Source organism: Dehalococcoidia bacterium, from assembly GCA_041653995.1.
Taxonomy (GTDB): Bacteria; Chloroflexota; Dehalococcoidia; order GIF9; family UBA5629; genus CAIMUM01.
This window is the reverse complement of record JBAZEK010000002.1, coordinates 571885-595176: the sequence shown is the minus strand read 5'-3', so window position 1 is coordinate 595176 and position 23292 is coordinate 571885. Positions and strand designations below refer to the sequence as shown.

The 23292-nt window shown below is 54.0% G+C and carries 21 protein-coding genes; all 21 read right to left on the bottom strand.

All coding sequences use genetic code 11. The annotated features are described in order from the left end of the window. Positions 1-11: 11 nt before the first annotated feature. A complete protein-coding gene (locus WC359_09025) occupies positions 12-791 on the bottom strand; it encodes an acyl-CoA dehydratase activase (protein MFA5400568.1) in 780 nt (259 codons plus the stop codon). Positions 792-873: 82 nt separating this feature from the next. After that, positions 874-2175: an MFS transporter gene (locus WC359_09020; GenBank protein MFA5400567.1), complete on the bottom strand. Its 1302-nt coding sequence runs from the start codon at positions 2173-2175 to the stop codon at positions 874-876. 76 nt (positions 2176-2251) lie between these two features. After that, entirely contained in the window at positions 2252-3430 is a 1179-nt protein-coding gene (locus WC359_09015) for a CaiB/BaiF CoA-transferase family protein (protein ID MFA5400566.1), read from the bottom strand. A gap of 50 nt (positions 3431-3480) precedes the next feature. Further along, positions 3481-4173, bottom strand: a complete 693-nt coding sequence (locus tag WC359_09010) for a hypothetical protein (GenBank protein ID MFA5400565.1) — start codon at positions 4171-4173, stop codon at positions 3481-3483. Positions 4174-4438: 265 nt separating this feature from the next. Continuing rightward, entirely contained in the window at positions 4439-5140 is a 702-nt protein-coding gene (locus tag WC359_09005; protein ID MFA5400564.1) for a hypothetical protein, read from the bottom strand. Between the two features lie 313 nt (positions 5141-5453). After that, positions 5454-7238 (bottom strand): C45 family peptidase, encoded by a 1785-nt coding sequence (locus WC359_09000; GenBank protein ID MFA5400563.1) that lies wholly within the window; start codon positions 7236-7238, stop codon positions 5454-5456. 29 nt (positions 7239-7267) lie between these two features. Further along, positions 7268-8125, bottom strand: coding sequence for an amidohydrolase family protein (locus WC359_08995; protein ID MFA5400562.1), 858 nt, complete (start codon positions 8123-8125; stop codon positions 7268-7270). Between the two features lie 19 nt (positions 8126-8144). Further along, a complete protein-coding gene (locus WC359_08990) occupies positions 8145-8915 on the bottom strand; it encodes an enoyl-CoA hydratase/isomerase family protein (protein ID MFA5400561.1) in 771 nt (256 codons plus the stop codon). A gap of 19 nt (positions 8916-8934) precedes the next feature. After that, positions 8935-9693 carry an enoyl-CoA hydratase/isomerase family protein gene (locus WC359_08985; GenBank protein ID MFA5400560.1) on the bottom strand — a complete coding sequence of 253 codons (759 nt, stop codon included), beginning with the start codon at positions 9691-9693 and terminating at the stop codon, positions 8935-8937. Positions 9694-9814: 121 nt separating this feature from the next. Further along, positions 9815-11023 (bottom strand): CoA transferase, encoded by a 1209-nt coding sequence (locus tag WC359_08980; protein ID MFA5400559.1) that lies wholly within the window; start codon positions 11021-11023, stop codon positions 9815-9817. A gap of 174 nt (positions 11024-11197) precedes the next feature. Further along, on the bottom strand, positions 11198-12637 hold the full coding sequence (locus tag WC359_08975; GenBank protein ID MFA5400558.1) for an amino acid permease: 1440 nt from the start codon (positions 12635-12637) through the stop codon (positions 11198-11200). A gap of 96 nt (positions 12638-12733) precedes the next feature. Then, on the bottom strand, positions 12734-13384 hold the full coding sequence (locus tag WC359_08970) for a TetR/AcrR family transcriptional regulator (protein MFA5400557.1): 651 nt from the start codon (positions 13382-13384) through the stop codon (positions 12734-12736). Between the two features lie 188 nt (positions 13385-13572). Next, positions 13573-15009, bottom strand: a complete 1437-nt coding sequence (locus WC359_08965) for an APC family permease (GenBank protein MFA5400556.1) — start codon at positions 15007-15009, stop codon at positions 13573-13575. 115 nt (positions 15010-15124) lie between these two features. Further along, positions 15125-15595: a divergent PAP2 family protein gene (locus tag WC359_08960; protein MFA5400555.1), complete on the bottom strand. Its 471-nt coding sequence runs from the start codon at positions 15593-15595 to the stop codon at positions 15125-15127. Continuing rightward, complete coding sequence (locus WC359_08955) at positions 15592-16254, bottom strand: glycerol-3-phosphate acyltransferase (GenBank protein MFA5400554.1); 663 nt, start codon at positions 16252-16254, stop codon at positions 15592-15594. The genes WC359_08960 and WC359_08955 overlap by 4 nt, the downstream gene beginning before the upstream one ends. A 51-nt stretch (positions 16255-16305) precedes the next feature. Beyond that, positions 16306-17667, bottom strand: a complete 1362-nt coding sequence (locus WC359_08950; GenBank protein MFA5400553.1) for an MFS transporter — start codon at positions 17665-17667, stop codon at positions 16306-16308. A gap of 113 nt (positions 17668-17780) precedes the next feature. Next, positions 17781-18716, bottom strand: a complete 936-nt coding sequence (locus WC359_08945) for a 1-phosphofructokinase family hexose kinase (protein ID MFA5400552.1) — start codon at positions 18714-18716, stop codon at positions 17781-17783. Between the two features lie 8 nt (positions 18717-18724). After that, positions 18725-19414: a class II aldolase/adducin family protein gene (locus tag WC359_08940; protein MFA5400551.1), complete on the bottom strand. Its 690-nt coding sequence runs from the start codon at positions 19412-19414 to the stop codon at positions 18725-18727. Between the two features lie 35 nt (positions 19415-19449). After that, positions 19450-20976: a rhamnulokinase family protein gene (locus WC359_08935; GenBank protein MFA5400550.1), complete on the bottom strand. Its 1527-nt coding sequence runs from the start codon at positions 20974-20976 to the stop codon at positions 19450-19452. A gap of 30 nt (positions 20977-21006) precedes the next feature. Next, entirely contained in the window at positions 21007-21984 is a 978-nt protein-coding gene (locus WC359_08930; protein ID MFA5400549.1) for a sugar phosphate isomerase/epimerase family protein, read from the bottom strand. Between the two features lie 16 nt (positions 21985-22000). Beyond that, complete coding sequence (locus WC359_08925) at positions 22001-23287, bottom strand: MFS transporter (protein ID MFA5400548.1); 1287 nt, start codon at positions 23285-23287, stop codon at positions 22001-22003. Positions 23288-23292: the final 5 nt, after the last annotated feature.

The following is a 23292-nucleotide window of genomic DNA, read 5'->3' as shown; positions in this document are numbered from 1 at the left end:
AAAATCGCTCCTTATTGAACGGCCAGAGCCGCTCCGCAGGCCATTACAATATCGGATTGCACGGCCGTTTTTATTTCGCAGCCGCCGAGCTTTCCCATCTCATCCAGCAGACACGCGTCCGTGGACACTCCACCCGCCACGCAAACAACGTTTTCCAGCCCGACCTGGAGCAGCAGACCGTATAAACGTCTGGCCAGGGCCCTGTATGCGCCGCGTGCGATCTCCGCCGGCTTCTCATCCGAGTGAATGAGGGTGATGATCTCCGACTCGGCAAAGATGGTGCATGTGCTCTGCACCTCGACAAAATTATCCGTGGATAATCCCAGCTTGCTCAGCTCGGTTTTATCTATTGCCATGGTTGCAGCAACCACATCCAGAAACCTTCCGCTGCCGGAAGCACATTTCTCGCTGTAACGGATCTTGAGCGGTACACCGGCATCACATTTAATTGCCAGGCTTTTCTGTGCGCCCACATCGATCACAGTCCGTGCCTCGGGCATAAAGAAATCGATGCCCCTGGCAAGGCAGGTGCTCTCGTTAACATGCTCGCCTTCCAGATGAACATACTTGTACGCCATGCCGGTAACGGCGATCTTACTGATGTCATCTAAAGTAATACCAGCTATCCGGCATGTATCGGCCAGCGCCCGCTTCGATATCTCCGTGATGCTTTCCGTGCCTTCATCCAGAACCACATTACCCAGTAGTGTACGGCCCCTGAGGAGAGCAACCTTGATCCTGCTGGCGCCTGCATCGATGCCGGCAGTTAAAAATCCATCGTCTGTTATCATAGCATCACAGGATAAACGGCTCCGTTACATACCTGATAGCTGGTATATTAGTTCTAAAAGACTATATGTTCAACTCGCAGAATCAGGCAGTCTCGTATGTGACTCCCTCCTCCAGTTTCCTGGCGTTGGCATAGTCTTTGTTGAAAAACTTGTAAGTGATAAAGTAACCGATCGATCCGATGACCGCCACTGCGCCATTGACCCAGAAACCCATCTGCAGGTTGGAGGCATCGGATACCATGCCGGTTACTGCAGGCCCCCATAAGCCGCCCAGGAAGAACATGCAGAAAATGTAGACGCCGTAGGTGCTGGCCCTCAGGTAGAAGGGCACGATCTCCTGGCTGGCAGTATGCTGTGCGGGGATGTACATGAAAGAGAAAAAAGTCACCACGAAGAACAGCGGCCAGGCGTTGAAGAGGATTGCGCACGCATAACATATGATTGACAGCGATACACAGATCCAGCTGAGCAGCATTTTATTGGCCGGGTTCTTCCTGGATATCAGGTCGCCCAACCAGCCGCCCAGCGGGCTGGCTATCAGGGCGCTGATCATCACCACCGCCGTTAGCGAACCTGCCGTAGTAACATCCATACCCATGTACCTGTTAAAGTAAGTGGGCAGCCAGTAAACGATTGTATTTAGAAAATAATAGAGAAGCCCGAAAGATATAAACAGCGTCACGGCCGTTTTGTTAGTCAGTATGGCCTTCATAGTGCTGCCGAAACTCATGGAAGATGAGCCGGCGGCTCCGTTCGGATCCTTAGTCCTGTTCTTATAATCCGGCATGAACCATGCCAGTATGCCGAAGATAATCCCGGGTACCGCTACGATCATGAAAGCTGTGCGCCATCCCATGTTGACCGCCACCCAGCCGCCGATGATCATGCCGAAAGCCATACCCAGAGAAGTCGCTGTGGTCCAGATGCCGGTAACGGTTGCCCTGCGCGCCTTCTTTACCATGGCCATAATCAGGGCCTGACCGCCCGAGTTGAAGCTCGCTTCTCCCACGCCCAGGATACCCCTGGTGACCAGTAGCTGTGTAAAATTGACGCTCAATCCTGAGAAGAATGAGGCGACGCTCCAGACGATCGACATGAGTGAAAGCATTCTACCGCGGCGCCAGCGGTCAATGAAAAAGGACAGCGGGATTGAGAGCAAACCTACCATAGCCAGCACAATCGTGCTCAGCCATCCCAGTTGAGCATCGGATAATCCAAGCTCCGCTTTTAAAACCGGGAACATCGGGCTGACGACTGCCCTGGTTGCAAAATCCAGGAAGTACAGCGCGTAAAGGACTATCATTACATACCAGAATTTCCATTTAGGCAGAGGGAGAAGTAACTTCTCTTCCTGATTATTATTGTTCTCTTGCTTGTCCGCCATTAAAACCTCCTTTGACGATATGGGAATAATTTAACCGGTCATATATTCGGATTATTTCAAGATATATCTGTCTCAGCTATTGAACCACCTCCTGTTGTTTTAAATCAGCAATCTGTTGTTTGGTAAGTTTCAACTCAGCAAGTATTTCATCGGTATGCTGGCCGGGCCTGGGACAATACATGCGGAAGGAGGGCGGCGTATCCGACAACTTCAGCGGATTGCCCAGCTGCTTTATTTTTCCCAGCGTGGGATGCTCTTTATCCATTATCATTTCCCTGCTTTTCAGCTGCGGGTCGTTTATGGCCTCTTCTATGTATCTGACCGGCGCCAGCATCACCTGCCTTTGTTTGGCCCACTCCCACCATTCATCCCGCGTCCTGGTCAGGAAAATCTCCTTCATGATGCAGAACATCTCCTGCCTGTCCGCGTCAGTCAAAGACCACTGGCGTGCGGTAAGCTCCGGTTTCCCGATGTCCTCGCAGAAATTTTTCCAGAACTGGGGTTCAATGAACTGAATTGTTATGTATTCGCTGTCTTTGGTTAAATATGTTGAGCAGCACGGCTCTCCACCCGTCTGAGCCGTTTTGCTTCTGCGCCGCTTCTCTCCCGTGACCAGATGCATCGTGACATCAAATGAGGTCAGGGAAAAAACGGCATCCGTGTAGCTGATATCCACCAGTTGGCCTTTGCCTGTCCTTTCCCGCGCTATATAGGCGATCAGGACGCCTATCAAAGGATGCAGGCCGGCGCCTGCGAAGTCGGCGATGATATTGCTGGGCCAGCAGGGAGGACCGTCCGCAGGACCGATCATGCTGAGCGTGCCCGCTATGGCCATGAAGTTGGCATCGTGCCCCACGATATCCTTGTAGGGGCCGGTCTGCCCGTAGCCGCTGACCTGGCAGTAAATCAGCCGCGGATTGACCTCTTTTAGAGTTGCATAGCCGATGCCCAGGCGCTCCATGGTCCCCGGACGTGAGTTTTCGATCAGAATATCCACATGTTTAGCCAGCTTGAAGAGCAGATCGCGGCCGGCATCGGAGCGCATGTTCAGTTTGATGCTGCGCTTGTTGCGGTCAATAAAGGTGTACGCGCTGATCTTGTCTTCCTCATTTCCTCCCGGCAGGGAGGATGTAAAGCCGACAGGATCTACCTTGATCACGTCCGCCCCGAAATCAGCCAGGTGCATTGTTGCGAAAGCCGGCGGATAGCCGCGGCAGAGATCCAGTACCTTGACACCTTCAAGCGCAAAAGTCATATTCCACTCTCCCTATAATCACCTTGTGATAAATTTGATAAACGTTATTTTTACGATTTTACCGGCGGCTTTTTCAATCCATATCTCTCATAGAAACGAGCCGGTATGTTGTCCGGATCCTTATAGATGTAATACCTGCAGGGCGATTCGCCAACCTTATCGGGAGGGTCGATGACCCAGATGGGATAGCCGGTTTTTTCCATGGGGACTATATCCTGCAACGCGCAGTGAGCACAATAAATGGGGAAATCCGTTTTGCCAAAGGTCATCTTGTGTGACTTTTTCAGTTTTGCGAACTCCCCCACCGGAGTATAACCATTGTTGGCAATGACCTTCCCTCCGCTGCCGCAGGGAGCCATCATCACGGTGAATTTCTCGTCATCCTCCTCGACAACCGCCGTGGTTAGATGCCCCCTGAACCCCGCCGCCAGCATGGCCGCCTGTTTACCGGGATCCTGGCCCCGGTACGCATCAGCAAGGGCGCCCAGCGCCTCAAAGGCACTGTAAATTGACTCGTAGACGGCCTCATCACCAAGGCGATTTTGAATAAATGTCAGCAACGAGGTCACCCAATTGAGGTAATTATCATGCTGAGACTGGAACTCCCGATACATTCTGCGATTCAACTTTTTGGCCCTCTCCAATTCCCCGGCATCGATCGCCTGTTGAACGAGCTTAACCGTCTCCTCCCCCATCTCCTTCAGCTCGTTCTCCGTAAACGTACGTTTTTTTGCCTCTGCCATCTTTACCTCCCGATTAAAAATTGATACCGAATAACCCCTCGAACAAACAAGGTCAGTTCGAAAATGCCACAGGATAATAACACTTTAATAAAATACATGTCAATATCGATATACACATTATCGATATATATAATCTGATATGACACAACATTATCACATTATCACTCGAGAAATTGAGTATCGAATATACGCTGGTAGCGGCTGATTAAATGTCTTGGGTTATACCTTATCTTCAATCAGGCATTTATTACGCCATCGGCAAGGATCATTTCTTCGATTTTACCGGCGGCTTTTTCAGTCCGTATCTCTCGTAGAAGCGTGCCGGTATATCGTCCGGATCCTTGTAGATGTAATATTTACAGGGTACCTCCCCGACTTTTTCAGGCACATCGATAACCCAGATAGGGTATCCATCTTTCTCCATGGGTACAATGTCCTGAAGGGCGCAGTGAGCGCAGTATATGGGGAAATCGGTCCTTCCGAACGTCATCTTGTGCGGGTTTTTCACCCTGGCGAATTTTCCTGTCGGCTCATAGCTTTTATTGAGAATAGCCCTCCCGCCACTGCCGCAGGGAGCCATCATCACACTGAACTTCTCGTCATCTTCTTCAATAACTACGGGGCAGAGATGCGCCCTGAATCCCGCTGCCAGCATCCTGGTCTGGGTTGCGACATCCTGGCTTCTATACGCAGCCGCCATTATCTCTACGGGCGTCTGAAATGCATCGTGCATGGATTTGTACACGCCTTCTTCGCCTTGTTGATGGTAAATATAGCTCAGCAACGAGGTTATCCAATCCCTGAGGGTTTCATGTACAAAAAAGAACTCGCGGTGCATTCTCTTAGTGAGCTTCTTTGCTTTTTCCATATCCCCGGCTTCTATCGCCTTGAGAACCAGATTCACTGTCTCTTCTCCCATCCCCTTCAGTTCACCTTCCGTGAAGAACCGTTTCTTAGCCTCAGCCATCTTACCCTCCCTGTAATTGATTTTGGACAATCGCCTGACCGATCAAGGTCGGCACGGAAATGTACTGGGATAATATCACTTTAATCAGATACCTGTCAATATCGATATACACATTATCGATATATATAATCATAGGTGATACTACGTTATACTAAAATTCCGTTTCAGCTAAGCATCTGGAGACGCACGGAGGTGACGCAGATTGAGTGAAATGGGGTTTCCTGCTGCGGGCGCGCTTGCAGGACCCCGGAACATTCGATATTATGCAGGGTCGAAATATGAGGTTTAAAGAACACCTGAAAGGATGGCCGGCCTATTTAGATCGGTCAAGCGCATCTATTAACGGCAGAACATTCCCATCATAATAGGCCTGTGCCCCGTACTTGTCGATCACGGCCTGTTTCTGCCATTTATACGACGCTGTTTTGGGCGGATATACAGCCACGCCGGCCCTCTCCAACACGCTGAGCCTGATCAGGTCCTGCTCGGGATATCTGGCGGTCACCGCGTCCAGCAGGTCCACCGCTTTTTCCATATGCTTATCATAATACTCAGCCATTCCAGCGTACATCTGATATTCCGGGTTGCCCGGATCCATGGCATAGGCTTTGCGGGCGTATGCAGGAAAAATATCCATGCGGGATAGCCTGAAGGCCTTGTAGGCAACTATGAATTGAACATTGGCGTCGTCTTTGAATTCCGCAGCCAGATCGATAAAGGCCTGGAGCTTCTCCGCTTTGCTGGTCAGGCGGTTCTCTATCTGCGCCGCTTTCTCTACCACCGGCTTAATCGGCAGGGCCGGCATGAAAAGCTCCGGCTTGCGCGAGAAATCGTTGAAAAAATGATAGATATCCTGGCGCGCTGTATAGTAGGGACCGACAGCCATATAGAAGCCGTCGCTTTTGGAATCAAAAACCATCATCTGCGAAGCCATCCAGTTACATACTGGGAGTTTTGTGCCGCTCCAAGAATAGTCCGTGCCGTCGGGACCGGCCTGCGCGCGGACGAAAGCGACGGTGTCTTCAATCGTGTACGTGTCTCTCACGGGGAACTCCGAGGCCACCGCTTCGCGGTCGATGTTAATGTTACTTATGCTGCGCGAGGGTTTCTGCTGCTCAGCCAATTTTGGGTCATAAATGCGGTTGAAATTCCACAAAAGGGAGCCTTTGAGCTCATTTTTAGCCCATGCTGTGGGTGTCAGTTCCACCACAGCACCCCTGCCCGCGTCCAGGTCGCTCCAAACGCAGCCATAGGCCGCAATAGTAGGATATCTATCAAAGTAAGGATAAATATCATCTAAAGTCGAGCAATCTTCCATGACCATACGGATCAAATAAGGCAGGCTGAAACCGTTTGGATTTGGATTCTTAATACGCAGTGTTTCCTCCCCGAAACTGAGGCCTTGATCGTTGTAACCGGTTTCCACCCCCATATACAGAGGCTGGTCCATATGCGTGACAACATGCTTACCAGGGGCTTTATACCTGACCACAACAGTCATCCTGGCCAGCTCTTCACCGCCGAAACCTGCAGTATCGTTGTTACGCCCCTGTATGATTGAGCCGTCTTTTCCCCTCATCAGCACACCGGTGCAGTCCATTGCCATTCCGACGTCATAAAAAAGGCAGCAGGATATAACCGTGTCATAAGGCACGCCTGAGCCATCTGCTACCCCTTTCATCTCGTCCTGATACCTCTGGGGCAGTGCGCCGGCCACCTGCCTGGCCTGGTATTTTATGATCCCAACCAGTGCCGGATAGGGAACCCCCATCTCTTCAGCATTCCACCTGAGTATCTTCTCCATGGCTGCCATGCCACCCACGATCTCCGGCTGCAGAAGGGCTCCATACTGCAGCCCCATCTCATAATAATCACCCTCGACTTCCAGCATCGGCACGATTCCGGGATAACGGTAAATAGCGCCCTGATGGAAAGTAGATTTCACACCTTCCGTCTTGACCTGTTTGGAATAATCCGTTTCCCTTATATTTCCCGGGAAGCTTGTCAGGTCAACTATATAGGCGGCCAGTAGGATGACCACCAGCGCCAGCACGCCCAGAACGCTCCAGAGTATTGCCCGCTTAGTCTGCTTTTTCATCTGCTGCATCCTCCATCTATCATTTGGCCTTACAGGCCCAATAATCCGGCCGCATTAAGACCCAGCCATTTCTCCTTGACCTTGTCTTTGAGCGGAAGGGCTTTAAGTTCGTCCACGCAGCGCTGCCAGGGTACCATGTCGTCCGTAGCGAAGAGCACGCGGTCCTGCAGCAGGCTGTTGCCATATACCATCAGTGGCTCCCAACCTGTCCCGGTGGTACCGATGTACTTGGGTGCCACCGCTCCGATTTCGATATAGACATTTTTATGTTTCCAGGCCACTGCCACCAGCTCGTTCACCCACGGCCAGCCACCGTGATTGGCAACGATCTTAAGATCGGGAAAATCACACGCTATATGATCGATATACACGGGACGGCTGAAGTCGATGCTGCGGTCAATGGTGAAGTTGATAGAGGAATGAATAGTCACCGGTATGCCCAGCTCCTGGCATTTGGCATAGACAGGGTAAAGCCGTTTATCATTGGGATACATGCGTTGAGCCCAGGTCTGGAAGTTGACGCCGCTGAAGCCGCGCTCCTTGACCTCGCGTTCGACGACTTTCACCATATCGTCATCTTCCAGCGCGTTAACGGTCAGGTAATAGCGCGGGAACTTCTTGGGATACTTCCTGGCTATTTGATAGGCGGCGTCGTTAAGTTTCCTGTAGTCTCCCAGCGCCCACTCGGCCTGCAGCACACCATATGTAACGCCTGCGGCATCCATGGCCTTGACCATGCTCTCGGCAGTCACTTCATACATAGCGGAGACTTCATATGCAGACTCTGCATATCCCCGCATAAAGCTGTTCAGGAATAAACGCTTGGCTTCCTCCACGTCATCAACCCATTCGCGGATAGGCACAGTAACCCTGAAATCGATGATCATCTCTCTGCTCCTTGCCTGATTATTTCTTTTTAGTCTTATCCAGCGCCGCCTTGGCCCGCATGGCAGCCTCCATGCCCGTTACACACAACACCACATCATGCGCTTCCAGATCGAACTGCTGTTCATAATCCTGGTAGACGCCATAGTTCAGCTGTTTCTTGGTCAGCTTGATGGATAACGCCGAGTTGGCGGTTATCTTCTTAATCATAGCCGTGGCCGTCTCATCCAGCTTATCTGCAGGTACTACGAAGTTAACCAGCCCCCATTGTTCGGCTGTCTTAGCATCTATTCGTTCATTGGTGAAGGCCATCCACTTGGCACGGCCGATTCCGATAAGCAGCGGCAGCAGCTTTGTGCCGCCATTGGTGATGCCTGCCCCTACATTAGTCTCGGGGAAGCCGAACTTGGTACCCTCGGCTGCTACACGTATATCAGCGCTCATGGCCCACTCACAGCCTGCACCCAAAGCATAACCATGCACGGCGGCGATGACAGGCTTCTCCATATTCAACATGATGCGCGTGGTGTCCTGCAGCACTTCGATATGGCGCAGGATGTCCCCAACCTGCATGCCCAGCGGGCTTTCTGAAAGATCATCACCTGAGCAAAACGCCCGTCCCTCCCCTTTAATGATAACGCCCTTGACTTCCGTATCCAGCGCCGCCTCGGCCAACGCCTGGTGGAAATCCCTTACCAGCTGCGCGTTGATGGCGTTCAGTACCCTGGGACGATTGAGCTTGATGACCGCTATACCGTCGATTTTTTCGTAGATCACAGTCTCGTATGCCATAATTTCCTCTCCTTGCTTATTACTTCAGTTGCCAGACAGGTGGCCTTTTCTCAAAAAAAGCGGTGATGCCCTCCCTGGTATCATCCATCTTCAGAATGGGTCCTGTGACAGCTTTAAATATGGCGAGGCTGTCCTCCAGTGACATATAACGGGCCCTTCTATTGATATCTTTGCAGGCCCACAGTGCAACCGGCCCGTTGCCGCATATCTTCCCCGCCAGGGTTGCGGCGGCCGGTATCAGCTCCGCAGGGGGCACCAGCCTGCTGACAAGGCCGATGCGGTAGGCCTCCTGTGCGCTTAACCGCTCACCCGTCATCAACACCTCCATGGCAGTGGATGCCGGGATCATGCGCGAAAGCATGATCGATGCATAGGCATCCACCGTATTCAGCTTCTGATCCGGTGTACCGAGCGAGGCCTTCTCCGATGCAATCCTGATATCGCAGCAAAGAGCCAGTGTGAATCCCGCGCCCAGGCAGTAGCCGTTGACGGCGGCGATCAGCGGCTTCTTGATGTTAGCCAGCTGCCAGTCGTAATCAGCCTCCCAATTGACACCCAGGTCTATATGTTCGGTATCGGTCAGGTCAGCCCCAGCGCAGAACGACCTCTCTCCGGCCCCTGTAATGATACCGACATAGAGATCATCATCGGCATCGAAATCATGCAGCGCTTTAATCAGTAGGCGGCTGAGCTCCACGCTCATGGTATTCAATTTATCAGGACGGTTGAGCGTGATGTATGCGATATGATCCTTCTTCTCGTATATGAGAATTGACATCGATTTCTCCTTGCCGCACAGGCGGCTAACCCGAAATTATCGCAGTCACGATGTAGGGGCGGGTCTTCAGACCCGCCCGATAGCGGGCGCATCTGAAGCTACGCCCCTACGTTTAATATCACTACAATATGACCTTTTTCTCTTTAAAGGCGCCGATATCTTCCCAGCTGTATCCAAGCTCCAGCAGCACCTCCTCGGTGTGCTGGCCGAACTCGGGCGCACCGAAAGGAGTGCGCTCGGGTGTGCCCTTGAGCTGGATGGGACAGCGGATGCCTTTGACTTTTCCGTAGTTGAAATGATCATATTCGATGACGTAACCGTTCTCCAGGGCCACAGGATCTTTGATGACCTCGGTGGGAGTCTGCGCCGGCGCCCAGATCAGGCCGTTCTCATCGAACCTGGGGGCGAAGTAATCGCGTGGCTGCTTGGCAAACTCGGCGTCCAGCAGCTTGATCAGCTCGGCGCTGGCCTTGCACCTGTCTCCGTGCGTGGGGTACTTGGTCAGCCAGTCTTCCCTTCCCACACTTTTACACACGCCCGGCCAGAAGCGGTCGGTCTGCAGCATCTGGAACATAAACCACTTGTCGTCTTTGGCAGCGTAGGTATTGTACAGAGGATTCCCCACGGCGAACCTGGATTGCCTGCCCAGTTCCATGTTATATACCAGCGCGCCCTGCACGTCTATGCCGGCGACCCACATGCCGTTGCCGTAAAGAGACAGCTCGACCAGCTGCCCCTTGCCGGTCTTCTCACGGGAATAGAGCGCCAGCGAAATGGCGCCCAGCGCAAAAACGCCGGTTGTATTGTCTCCCATCGCACCCCGCAGCGGGACGGCCGGCGTGCCCGGCTCGCCCATAGTCGACATTATGCCCGAACGCGTCCAGAAAGCCGTCTCATCAAATGCCTGCCAGTCTGCGCCCGGACCCTTCGAGCCGTAGCCGGTTATATTGCAGTAGACCAGGCGCGGATTCAGCTTGATTAAAGTATCGTAATCCATCCTGGCCCGCTTGAGTGTGGACGGCCGCAGATTGGCCAGGAAGACGTCGGCCTGTTCCACCATCTTATGCATGATCTTGCGGCTCTCTTCCTGTTTGAGGTCGAGAGTGATGCAACGCTTGCTGCGGTTGGCCATCTCCCACATCCAGTTAAATCCTATGTCCAACTCCGCCGGCAGTACGCCCGATGAGAACATGGCCCTTAACGGGTCGCCCTCGACCGGCTCCACCCTGACAACGTCGGCGCCATGCTCGCCCAGCCACATGCCGCAGGTGGGACCGGCAAACCAAGTGGAGAGCTCAATAACTTTTACTCCATCCAGTGCTGATGCCATATATTTACCTCCTGATACAGTATTCTATTCACACCGGTGAAAATTACCACGTTACCGGGAATATATGTTTTCAATACAATAAACCACCCGGTCGCCGCGGCAGCCCTGCGCGAGTGCTGCCGCAGCCCCGGAATCCAACTTGACTGTTTAATTTTTACCTCTGATCGTCAGGTGTCACATGGAAAGCTTTTCTTCAGCTTCAGCCAGGGTGGCATCGGCAACTTTCTGAAGGTTTGCGCTCAGGTCAATACCCTTGCTCTTCAGGTAAGCCTTGCGTATTACGTAATAGATAATGCCGACTACCAGGACCAGGATAAACACCAGGACGGTGTATGGCACCTGGGTTGGATTGCCGTCCTTATCCATGGTATCGAGGAAGATGCCCATCAGCAGTATGAAGCCTGAAGTGATTACCGTTCCCAGGAAGGTGAACCAGCGCCAGAACCCGTTGAATTTGAAGATGGCCTTCTTGTACAGTTCCGGCAGCTTGCTGGGAATGCGCAGCACGCAGTAGGCAGAGACAACCTGTATCAGCATCAACGCCAATACAGCCGCCAGAGCGTACTTATCAATGGTGGCGGAAAACATTATACCTACCACTTCCAGTATGAGGACTATCAGAATAGCCACATCCGGCGTCTTGAATTTAGGATGCAGATGCACTGCAGCTTTAGGCATTAGGCCGTCACGCGCCCAAGCCACCAGGTCACGAGCGCATGACATGGTCAGCGCGTTGATGGTGGTGAGAATGGCGCCCATAGCCGCGATGAAGATAATCCAGATGCCCACGCCCGGCATCAGCTTACCGGCCTGCAGCATGATAGCGGGTGAGCCGGCCTTGGCCACCTCCTGCCAGCCCATTGACGCGACCAGTGCGAACGGCTGCCAGGTGTACAGCACCACGATGATTATGAAAGCGATGATCAACGCCAGAGGCAGGTTGCGACGCGGATTCTTTACCTCGCCGCCGATGTCAGCCAGGGCCACCAGGCCCGCCCATGAGAAGGTGGCCAGTACCATCACCACCACGAACATCATGATCCCGTTGGGGAAAAGGGGAGTGAGATTAGCCGGGTTCATGTTGGCGGTGCCGACGATGCTGAAGATGACCATGCCCAGTATGAAAGCAACAAACAGGATAGCCTGGACCCAGTTGGCTATCTGCACGCCCAGATAGTTGATCAGAGCGAAGAAGGCTACGATCAGTATGGGCAGTACCCAGGGATGAAGGCTAAAAGCCGGATTAAAAGTCTGAATAAAAGCGATTAAATACTGAGAGAAACCTACGGCCACCAGGATATTTGATGCGATTATAGCCAGCACGGCTGAAAACGAAATAACAGCGCCCCAGAAAGGATTGAGAACCCGCGTGACTGTAACGAAGTTGGCGCCGGTCACGGGCAGAGTACCGGTCAACTGGATTTCATAAAGCACCACGAAAATGGCGGGTATGGCCGCCGCCGCATAGGCCAGATAAACGCTGGGTCCGGCCATGCCGGTCATGCTGGGGACCAGTACAAAGATGGAAGCACCCACCACCAGGCCGGTGATCATGGCCACCGCCTCGAACAGCCCCATAGTCCGTTTCATTACCTCGGGTTTTTGTTCTGCCAATTTCGACCTCCGTTATTAAAATTCGTTAAATGCCGTTAATAACCGGTTATTCAGTAGATTTATCCTCTGCTCACCTCCTTACAGGATTCAGTTTGTTTATAAACTTCCGTTATATAATCCGTGCAGGATGAATCTGGTCTGCTCATCTATGTACTGATCCGATGTATAGCGGCGCCCCAGCCACCAGCGCCGGAAAGCCCACATATCGCCCAGAACTATGATTGAATGTGCCGCCAGCGCAGCGTCCTTTATCTTGTATATGCCCTGTTGACGTCCCAGCTCGATCAGTCTCTCAAACAGTGAGGCAAGCACGACATCGTTTTCCATCAGCCTCTTTCTCTGGTCGGGAGGCAGGTTTCTGGTTTCCTGGTGCCAGAAAAGGACAATGCTCTGCGCTTCATTGGTATATTCCATGTAAAGCTTGATTGCCCGCTCCATCACTTCGCGGGGAGGCAGCTTGGCCAGGATCTCGGTGGTCATTCGCACGAATTCATTAGTGCTCTGAACGGCGAAATCGAGAAAGGCCGAGATTATCTCGTCCTTGGATCGAAAATAATGATACAGCGTCCCCACAGTTATACCGCTGGCCTCGGCTATGTCCCGCACGCCGGTATTCAGGGTGCCCTTCCTGATAAAAAGCCCCGCAGCCGCCTTGACTATCTCCCATTTCTTATGACCAGCCTGCTGCCCGAGCTTATCCACTACCTCGCTGAAACTGCCCAGCATATCCAGATCTTTACTCGCCATCTTTCTCTCACCTGCGATCAGTCTATCAAGCGCTCGATAGACTGATAAATTTTAAAGCAGGGAGGGATGTTTGTCAATAGGTTATTTTACGTATACCCGGATCATGGAATAAGGAAATGTTAAACGCCCTGCCGTGGAGTCACGGCAGGGCGTTTACAGGCTACTAAAGCAGGTATCATGAACCGGACTCAGGCTGTCAGTTTCTCCTCAGCTTCCGCCAGAGTAGCATCGGCCACGTTCCGCATATTGCCGTCGAGGTCCACCCCTTTGCCCTTAAGGTATGCCCGACGTATAACATACCATATCATGCCGAGCACCAGCGATCCAACAAAGATCAGCACTACCCAGGGAAACCTGGTCGGGTCGCCGTTCTCATCCATCATATCGAGGAAAATGCCCGATAACAGTATAATACTGGAGGTAATCAGTGCGCCGATATAGGTAAACCAGCGCCAGAAGGTATTGAATTTAAACAGTGATTTCTTGTACAGGTCCGGCATCTTTTTGGGGATGCGGAATACACACCAGGCCAGAATGATGGTGATCAGGCTGGAGGCCAGTACCGAGGCCAGCGCGTATTTATCAATGGTGGCCGCGATCATCGCTCCCAGAACCTCGATAATGACAATGATCAATATAGCGACGTCCGGTGTCTTGAATTTGCTCAGGTGGGCAACGGCTTTGGGGAACATGCCGTCGCGCGCCCAGGCTACCAGGTCACGCGAGGCCGACCAGGTCAGCGCATTGATGGTGGTAACGATCGCGCCCAGGGCAGCGATAAAGATAATGTAGAGACCCCAGCCCGGCATCAACCTGGCCGCATCCACCATGATGGCGGGATTGCCGATCTTGGCGACCTCCTGCCAGTCCATGGTGGCGGCCAGCGCCAGCGGCTGGATGGTATACAGCGCAAGTATGATAAAGAACGCGATGATCAAAGCCAGCGGTAGATTCCTGCGTGGATTCTTGATCTCGCCGCCGATATCGGCCAGCGCCAGCAGGCCCGACCATACGTAGCTAGCCAGCACCACCGCCACCACAAACATGATGGTGCCCTTGGGGAATAACGGCGTAAGTTTGGTTGCATCGAAATTAGCCATGCCGACGATAGCGAAGATTACCATGCCTATCACAAATATAAGGAAAAAGACTATTTGTAACCAGCTTGCCAGCGAGACGCCGAGATAATTGATTAATGCGAAAAACACAAGTATGCCGATCGTCAATATTCTGCCGTCCATGGTAAAGGCAGGGTTAAATGCCTGGACGAATGCAATGAAATAGTCTGCAAAAATTACTGCAACTAGTATATTGGCGGCCAGCAAGGCCAATACGGCTGAAAAAGATATGATACCGCCCCAGAACGGCGAAAGGACCCGCGTTACCGTGACATAGTTGGCGCCCGTCACCGGCAGCGTGCCTGTAAGCTGAATCTCGAAAAGCACCACGAAAAGGGACGGTAGACAGGCGAGTATGAAGGCGATGAAAACGCTGGGGCCGGTCATGCCCGTGATCGTTGCCGTCATCCCGAAGATGCCCGCACCGATAACTAGGCCGACTATCATAGCTATAGTCTCGAATAGCCCGACTTTCCTCTGCAAGACTTCAGGTTTATTTTCTGCCAAGTTCAACCTCCTCAATAATTATTTGGTTCCGCGGCCTGCCGGGCCGCCATGGCTGCGCAAAGTCTAAACCCATCATATATAGGTGTCAATATGCCTATAAGTATATTCAAAACCTTCAGGCCCAGGGCCAGGTAAAGATGATGCCCATCACAATGCCCAGCATGGCCCCGGCAAAGACCTCCCATTTGGTATGGCCGATGATCTCGGCCAGCCTCTGGCTGAACTCTTTGTCGCCCTTGAAGAGCTCATCCAGCATCTTATTGAGCATGGTAGACTGGAAGCCCACTGTACGACGCACGCCGGCGGCGTCGTACATCACGATAAAAGCCACCGCCAGCGAGATGGCGAAGAGCGGTGAATCGAATCCGTACATCAGGCCGATGGTTGTAGCCAGCGCGCACATCAGCGCCGAGTGTGCGCTGGGCATACCGCCCGGGCTCCACATTAAGGACAGGTTGAAATTTTTCTTGCGTACGAAATTAATAAGTACCTTGAGCGCCTGCGCCACGAACCATGCCACCAGAGGCACCCAGATGGCCTTCCAGGCCGCCGCCCCGTCAACTGTCTGATTAATTAATAAGTTCATGTAGCGCTTCCCCTATGCGGTTTCAATTTGGCTCCCGGCCTGTATTTAACCTGCAGCGCTTTGATCATCATCAGTAGGCCCAGCAACACCGGATAGCCTATAAGCACCTGGTATGAAGTAAACGGCGGCGGAAGCGAGGGTGTGACTATTAAAATGGGAGGAACCGAGATATCTGTCCATTGCAGGGCAAAAAGCACTATTGAGAGGGCTACGATGCCAATACCGAAGCTTGCGCTGTTGTTTTTAATCCATAGAGCCATCAACCCTGCAACGGCAGCCCCGACCAGCGTGGGCACCGTGCATATGCAGGCCAGCACACCTCCCATGACTGTGGCGCCTCGCCCGCCCTGGAAGCGCAGGAAGATGGACCACTGATGGCTGATAACCGCGATTACACCTGCCAGCATGACCAGCAGCGGCCCGGCATTCAACCACTGGGCGATCAGTACAGACAGAGCCCCCTTCCCCATATCCATAATGACCGCGATTATAAATGGCGGCAGCCCCACCCTGCGGTAGACCGCAGCAGCGCTGATCTTGCCGTCCGGCTCGTCCCTGATATCTATCTTTGCCGCAAGCATGGCGACGATGAAAGAAGAAGGGATTGCGCCCAGCAACAAGGCGATCGGGATACAGATCAGGCTCAGATCATTGTTCATAGCTAAAACGCGGCATTTTAAGGCAGTATATCATAAAAATTAAGATACAGGTCACGGCTCTGCCCTGTGCGCCACGTCAATGGTCAGGAAGTCACGAGCTTCCTTGGAAAGCGCCAGCCCGATGGACATGACCAGCACCAGCAGGCCGCAGGTGGCGTAGATAACAGGTATATTCTTGTTGGCCATATCGGCGATCACGCCGGCAATGCCCATACCTATCGGCGCCAGGCCGCTGGTCAGGGTGCCCAGCAGTCCGAATACGCGGCCTCTTATCTCAGATGCGGCAGCAAGCTGTATCACCGTGGTGGTTTTTACGATGAATATCCCCGCCGTCAGCCCTATCATGGTAACAACACCCAGCACGATGAAAGGCTGGGTAATGAAACCCACGATCCCCAGCGAGATAGAAGCGCCCAGCAGTGAGAGTATGATCAGGTTGCTCTGTGCCCTGCCCCGCACGTTCACTCCGCCTGCGATCAGGTAACCGACCACCGAGCCCAGCCCCACGGCCGCAAGTAAATAGCCGTACCATGAGGCGTTCTGCTTGAGGTAGTCCTCCACATAAAAGGGAAGGAGAAGCAGCATGGGCGCAATCAACAGGTGCAGCAGCGCGGCCGCCAGGAAAAGGATGCGCATGCCCTTTTCGTTCCATACATAAGACAGCCCCTCTTTGGTATCCTTGATGAAGGCCTTCCAGGCCTCGCCCGATTTCTTCTCCGGCTCGGGCAGCGGCTGTGGTATGTTGATGAACGATTCGCTGCCTGCCGCGTATAGATAGGTGGCGCTGTTGATCAGGAACAATAGCGGCGCGCCGGTGATACTGAAGATCAGACCACCCAGACCCTGCCCCAGGAACATAGCCAGGAAGATGGCAAATTGATTGAGCGAGTTGGCAACATTGAGCTTATCCTTGGGAACGAGGTCGGGTATGGCAGCGGACATGGCCGGGGTGAAGAAGGCGAAGATGATGGCGCCCAGCGTGGCTACTATAAACATCCAGGTGATGTTGATGGCGCTGGCGTGTGGGGTGAGGTAGACAAATGAGAAAAATGCGAAACCGCTCTGCGGATCTGCGGCAATCAGGCCGGCGGTCCAGAGCAGAAAGAACATGAGCGCCGCCAGGGAGAACACCAGTATGCCCTGAATGAGATCGCTGTAAACGATGATCTTCTTGCGTGAAAAGCGGTCGGCGAAGGTGCCGCCCATCGGACCCAGCAGCACGCCGGGCAGCGTGGAGAAGAGCATCATACCCCCCATCAGGCTGGCCGACTCCGTGGCCTGCTTGATATAGAAGAGCATGCCCACGTTGAAGTAGCGCTGCCCTATCTGGCTGATGAGCTGTCCCTGCCAGAGCAGCAGGAAGTTCTTATTCCAGAGCCTGGCAGGTTCTTTGATCGTCTTTGGATCATTCATCTCTATTTGGTGATCTGGAGGCGATGGACTTATTGCCGTATATTATACGTTATATAAACTGACTGAATCTAACTGTTGCAGATGACACCGGTACCGTGGTTATCGGGTCGCGTCTATTCCCGGTATTCTATCAGTTCTACCTGCGGCAGCAGCCTTTCCACATCAGTCCTGCGGCAATCGGCGGTGGCTGTAGTGAGGCAGACGGCGGCGGCGGCGGCAAATCCGAGGCGCAAGCCGTCTTCTACAGGTCTGCCCGCAGACAGCGCTGCAGCCAGTCCGGCCAGTATGCTATCACCCGCGCCGGCAGCGCTGGCGACCGGTATCTTAAGCACAGGAATGCGATAGGCGCGTTCGCCCAGTATGGCCAGCGCGCCTTCTTTACCCAGCGTGATGACCAGCATGGCGCCGTACCTGTCCTGTATCTCTATGCCCGCCTGACAAGCTTGTTCCAGGTTGTTTACAGTTCTCCCGCAAAGCTCAGCGATCTCATCGATGTTGGGCTTGGCGATGGTAGGCCGGCCTTCCATTCCGGCCTTAAGGCCCGGCCCGCTGGCATCGAAGATCACGGGCAGGCCTGCTTCCCTCGCGCTGCTTACCAACTCGGTGTATATAGATGCATCCACTCCGGGCGGAACGGTGCCGCCGATGATAACACAGGAAACTCCTTTCAGAGCGGATCTAAATTTCTTGCGAAATTTATCGAGCGCGCCGGGATCTATCTTGAGTCCCGGCTCGGTCAGCGTGGTCTGTCCCTGGCCGGCGCTGCCGATGATAACGATATTGATGCGCGTCTCACCGTTAACCCATACGAAATCGGTGCGGCAGCCACGCTCGTGCAGCATTTTCTCCATCATCCTGCCGTTGTTGCCCGCTGCGAAGCCCAGCGCCAGGCTGGAGTAGCCGAGCTCCCCCAGCACCAGCGAGGCATCGGTGCCCTTTCCACCCATGCCCGGCACCACCTGATCGGCCCGGATGGTGCGGTTCCAGGCGAAATCCCTGATCAAATAGGTGCGGTCGACGGCGGGATTGAGTGTAACGGTCAGGATCATATCCGGCGCTATTCCCCTTCCCCGCTGAAGCCTTCCATATGTTTGGCCAGATCATGGCGCGAGCGATAGAGCATATCTTCGTCGTCCAGCAGCACCCTGCCCATCAATATGCAGCGCGCATTGACCTCGATCCTCTCAACCGCATCCATCACCGCGTACAGGTCCTTTCCGGCAGCGAAAAGGCCGTGCCAGGGCACCATCACAGCGGCGGCCTGCCCGCCCATCATTTTCTCCTGACCGCAGAGCGCGTTATATACATTCTCGGCCAGTTGCCCGCTCTGTACACCGCCGCGCGCGTATTCAGCCAGTTTAATCTCACCGAATTTATAGGTATTTTCCAGCACGGGCGGGATGATCTGCCTGGCCGCGCAGAACACCATGATATTGCGGGGATGGGCATGTATGACAGCCTGACAATGCGGGTAGAAGGAATTTAGCAGCTTAATATGTACGGGCGCCTCGCGCGATATCTTACCCTCTCCCTCCAGCAGGTTGCCCTCCAGATCCAGCACCAGCACGTCCTCCGGCTTCAAGCGCCAGAATTTCCGTTGGCCTGCGTAGCTGGGGGACATGACGATTTTATCCTCCACCCGCATGCTGATATTGCCGCCGGCCAGGTCGGTCAGGTTGCGCTGCAACATGATAGCGCCTACCTCGGCGATCAAACCACGGGCCCGAGACAATGTTATTTGTTCCATAATTAACTCTCCAACCGGATTATATTATCTCACATTTATAACTCATCCCTTTGGATGAGCTTATGGAACTTGCCGAAGGCATCATCCCAGCCATCTCCGCGAACCGGCCCATAAACAGTTGTTTCAAACGACCGGCCGACGATCTCCCGTGCCTGCGACAGCGATCCGATCTCGCCCCTGGCTATAAGTTGTGCCAGAAAGTTACCCAGCGCAGTGGCCTCGACCGGGCCGGCCACGACGGGCACACCCACAGCACCTGCCGTGAAGCGGTTCAGAAGCGCGTTGAGAGAGCCTCCGCCAATCACGTGGATACGATCCAGTTTCCTGCCCAGCACATCCTGCAGACGCTCAAAGGTATAACGATACTTGAGAGCCAGCGATTCCAGGATACATCGCACTATCGCGCCTTCGCTCTCAGGCGGCCGCTGACCGCTGCGCTTGCAGTACTCCCTGATGCGTTCAGGGAAGTCGCCGGGCGTAAGAAACAGCCTGTTGTCGACGTCGATCAGGGCGGCAAACGGCTCAGCCCGCTCCGCCAGACTGATAAGGTTTTCGAGTGTATAGTACCGGCCTGCCTCCTTCCAGTTGCGTATACACTCCTGCAGCACCCACAGAGCCTGTATATTCTTCCAGACCAGCCAGGAGCCTCTTACTCCACCGTAGCAGGTGAAATTATGTTTCAGCCCGGCACTGTTGATGAGGGGCTCACCCACCTCCGCCCCCATCAGCGACCAGGTGCCCGAACTGAGGAAGGCGGCATTATCAGGGGAGGGCAGCTCATCTTCGGGCGCACCTGAAGGTACGCCCCTGTTATAGGGTACGGCGACAGCAGCCGAGGCGGTATCATGTGTGCCGACGGCTATCAACGGCAGGGTCAGCATATTCAGCTCTTTGCAAATGGCCGGCAGCAGCATCCCAAGCTTCGTTGCGGGCTGTATGATGGGAGGCATAATGCGGGCAGGGATATCGAAGGCCTCCAATATGGGCAGGCACCAGTCGCGCTCGTTGGGATCATAAAACTGCGTGGTGGTGGCGTTGGTAAACTCGCAGCACTTCTCACCGCATAACCAATAGTTGAACAGGTCGGCGATCATCAGATAGGTGGCTGCAGACTCGAGCAGCGGCGACCTCTCCAGCACCATAGAGTAGACCTGAAACAGGGTGTTGTGCTGCATGAACTGGACGCCCGTCCGGTCATAGATATCCTCGCGCGGCATCTTCTGGAAGCACTTTTCCATCACGCCGTCGGTGCGGGGGTCTCGGTAGCTGTGCGGGTCCTCCACAAGTTCGCCGGTGGAATTCAGCAGGCAGAAGTCGTTGCCCCAGGCATCCAGGCCGACCGAAACCAGCCGGGCGGTACCGGCTGCCATGCCCAAACCCCACTTGACCTCCTCAAAGAGCCGGCGCACGTCCCAGTAGATATGCCGACCCGCCTGTATCGGGCCGTTGGGAAATCGGTAAATCTCCTCCAGTGTGATCCGGGAGCCGTCGAAGCGCCCCAGCATGACCTTGCCTCCCGAGGCGCCCAGGTCGACAGCGGCGCAGTTGACGGTCTTTTTCATGGTATGCCCAGGACAAATCGTATATTTAGTTCAGCGGAAGACGGCTTCACGTATGATCTTCATCGCTCTGGCCGGGTTGCCCTCCCGCATCATGTTTTCAATGGATGTGTCCCCGATACGCTCAAGCGCGCGGCGCATCGTCCGTATCCACTCGATGCTCTCCCGTATTGCCTCCACCGTATCCATGCGGGCCGGCCAGATATCCAGGGTATAATACCCGTCGTAACTCGTTTTGTCGGCCCAGTAGAGCCACTCCAGTGTATCCAGAAAGTGCACCGAGCCCACGTTGAGGTCCCAGTCCCAGTCGGGTCGCGTATCGTTGATATGCAGCAAAAACAGCCGGTCGCCGAACATCCTGGCCAGCGCCAGCGACTCGGCGGCATTCTCGTAGGCCAGTATAGCGTGACCGATATCCAGTATCACTCCCACATTGGGCCTGTCGACCGCCTGGCAAAGCAGCAGTGATTTGGCCACGGTGGAGATGTAGCTGTGAACGCGCGGCTCCTTGAACTTGTACTCCAGTCCCAGCCTGACCGCCGGATCGTAATCGGCCGCTTCCTGCAGCAACTCGATCATCAGCCCCCATGCCTTGAGATAATCGGACTCGAAAGGGTAATCGTAGCCGTCCTGCCCCGGCCAGATATTGACCAGGCTCCCGCCCAGTTTTTTAGTGATGTCGATGGTCCGGCGAATCTCGGCCGCCGCCGCCTTCGCCGTCGACTGGTCACGGCTGGATATCGACCCCTTGATAAACTCCTTGCGGCCGAAAAGGTTGGGCAATACATCGCAGCACTTAAGCCCATGCTTTTCCATATAGCCTTTTATCTCGTCGACATTCTCGTCCGTAACGTCCCTCCCGTAGACGAATTCCAGCCCGCTAATACCTGCTTCGGCGGCCAGGGCAAACATCTCAGCGGCGGAACGGTCCTCCTTATAGCCGGACATAAAACGGTCGCCGGGATTGCCCAGCGCAGAGATGGCGGCGGCGAATTTGATATCCTTTTTCATTTCTTCTCCAGGTGATTTAAGCCCGCGCCCTTTCGATCTCGGCCCTCTCCTTCAACTGGTTACGCAAGTCCTGAAGGTCTTTGGGCACCAGGTAAGCAGCAATGGAAATAAAGATGAAACACAGGGTCCACGCAGAAACACAGATGATCAGTATGGCGTTCTGCAAAGATGACATATCGGCGATGATACCTGCGGCCAGGGGCGCGATGGATGAGCCTATCTGCTCGAAGAAGTTCTGCAGCGCGTTGGCCGTGCTGCGCACCTCGGGCAGCGTCATATCATAGATTGTGGTCACCACGTTGGGCGAAGCGAAGGGCATAAAGATGCAGGTGAATGCCAGCAGGAATCCGAACAGGTAAATCTGGTTGTAGGGAACCATGATGGCGAATATCAGCAATACCAGGGCAATCAGTATGCCCGCCGCGCTGACCAACAGGCGTCCGCGCTGGTTGCGCTTGAAAAAATAGTCTCCCAGTATACCGCCGATGGGGTATCCCGCAGCCAGCATCAATACTGCCACCACCATAGTAATGAGCACCGTGGTGGAATCGTAGCCGCGCCCGGTCTCAAGATAGCGGAAGAACCAGAAGGTCAGCACCTGCCAGGGAAAGACACCTGTGAAACAGTTGAGAAAGATGAAGAGCAGTGATTTCTTCTTGAAAAGGCCCATCGCGGTCTTCCAGTTGAACTTGTAATCGCCCTTCTGGTCTATGCCTTGCAACTCGGGTTCGGTGCTGCCGCGCTGCGGTTCCTTTACACCGAAGAAAATTACGATGGCCAGCACAAAGCCCACCGCGCCGGTGACATAGAATACACCGCGCCAGCCTATTATGCTGCCCAGGATGAGCGCCAGTACCATGCCAACGAGGTAGCCCATCGGCTGCGCAATCTGCAGCAGCCCCATGATCTTGCCCCGCTCCTTGGGCACGAAATAATCATTGGTTATGTTGTAGAGGCCGGGATAGCTTGAGTCGGCGATACCCGTGGACGAGCGTGTTACCACGAAGAGCGGGAAAGTGCGCACGGCCGCGCTCAGCCACGTGGTTGCGCCCCAGATAAGGGCCGCCAGCGCCAGCAGCCTGGTACGGGCGAAGCGGTCATACAGATAGCCCCACACAGGGTAAAGTATGGCGCCCACCAGCAGTGCGCCGGAGAAGACCAGTCCCATCTGCGCCTGATTTATCTGGAACTCCTCCATAATAGGTGTGGTCAGCGGGCCGATAACCAGCCGTTCGGCCTGTTGGAACAACATGAAGGCAAAGAACGTCCCGAATACGAACCATGGATATTTAGACTTGGTCATGCAGG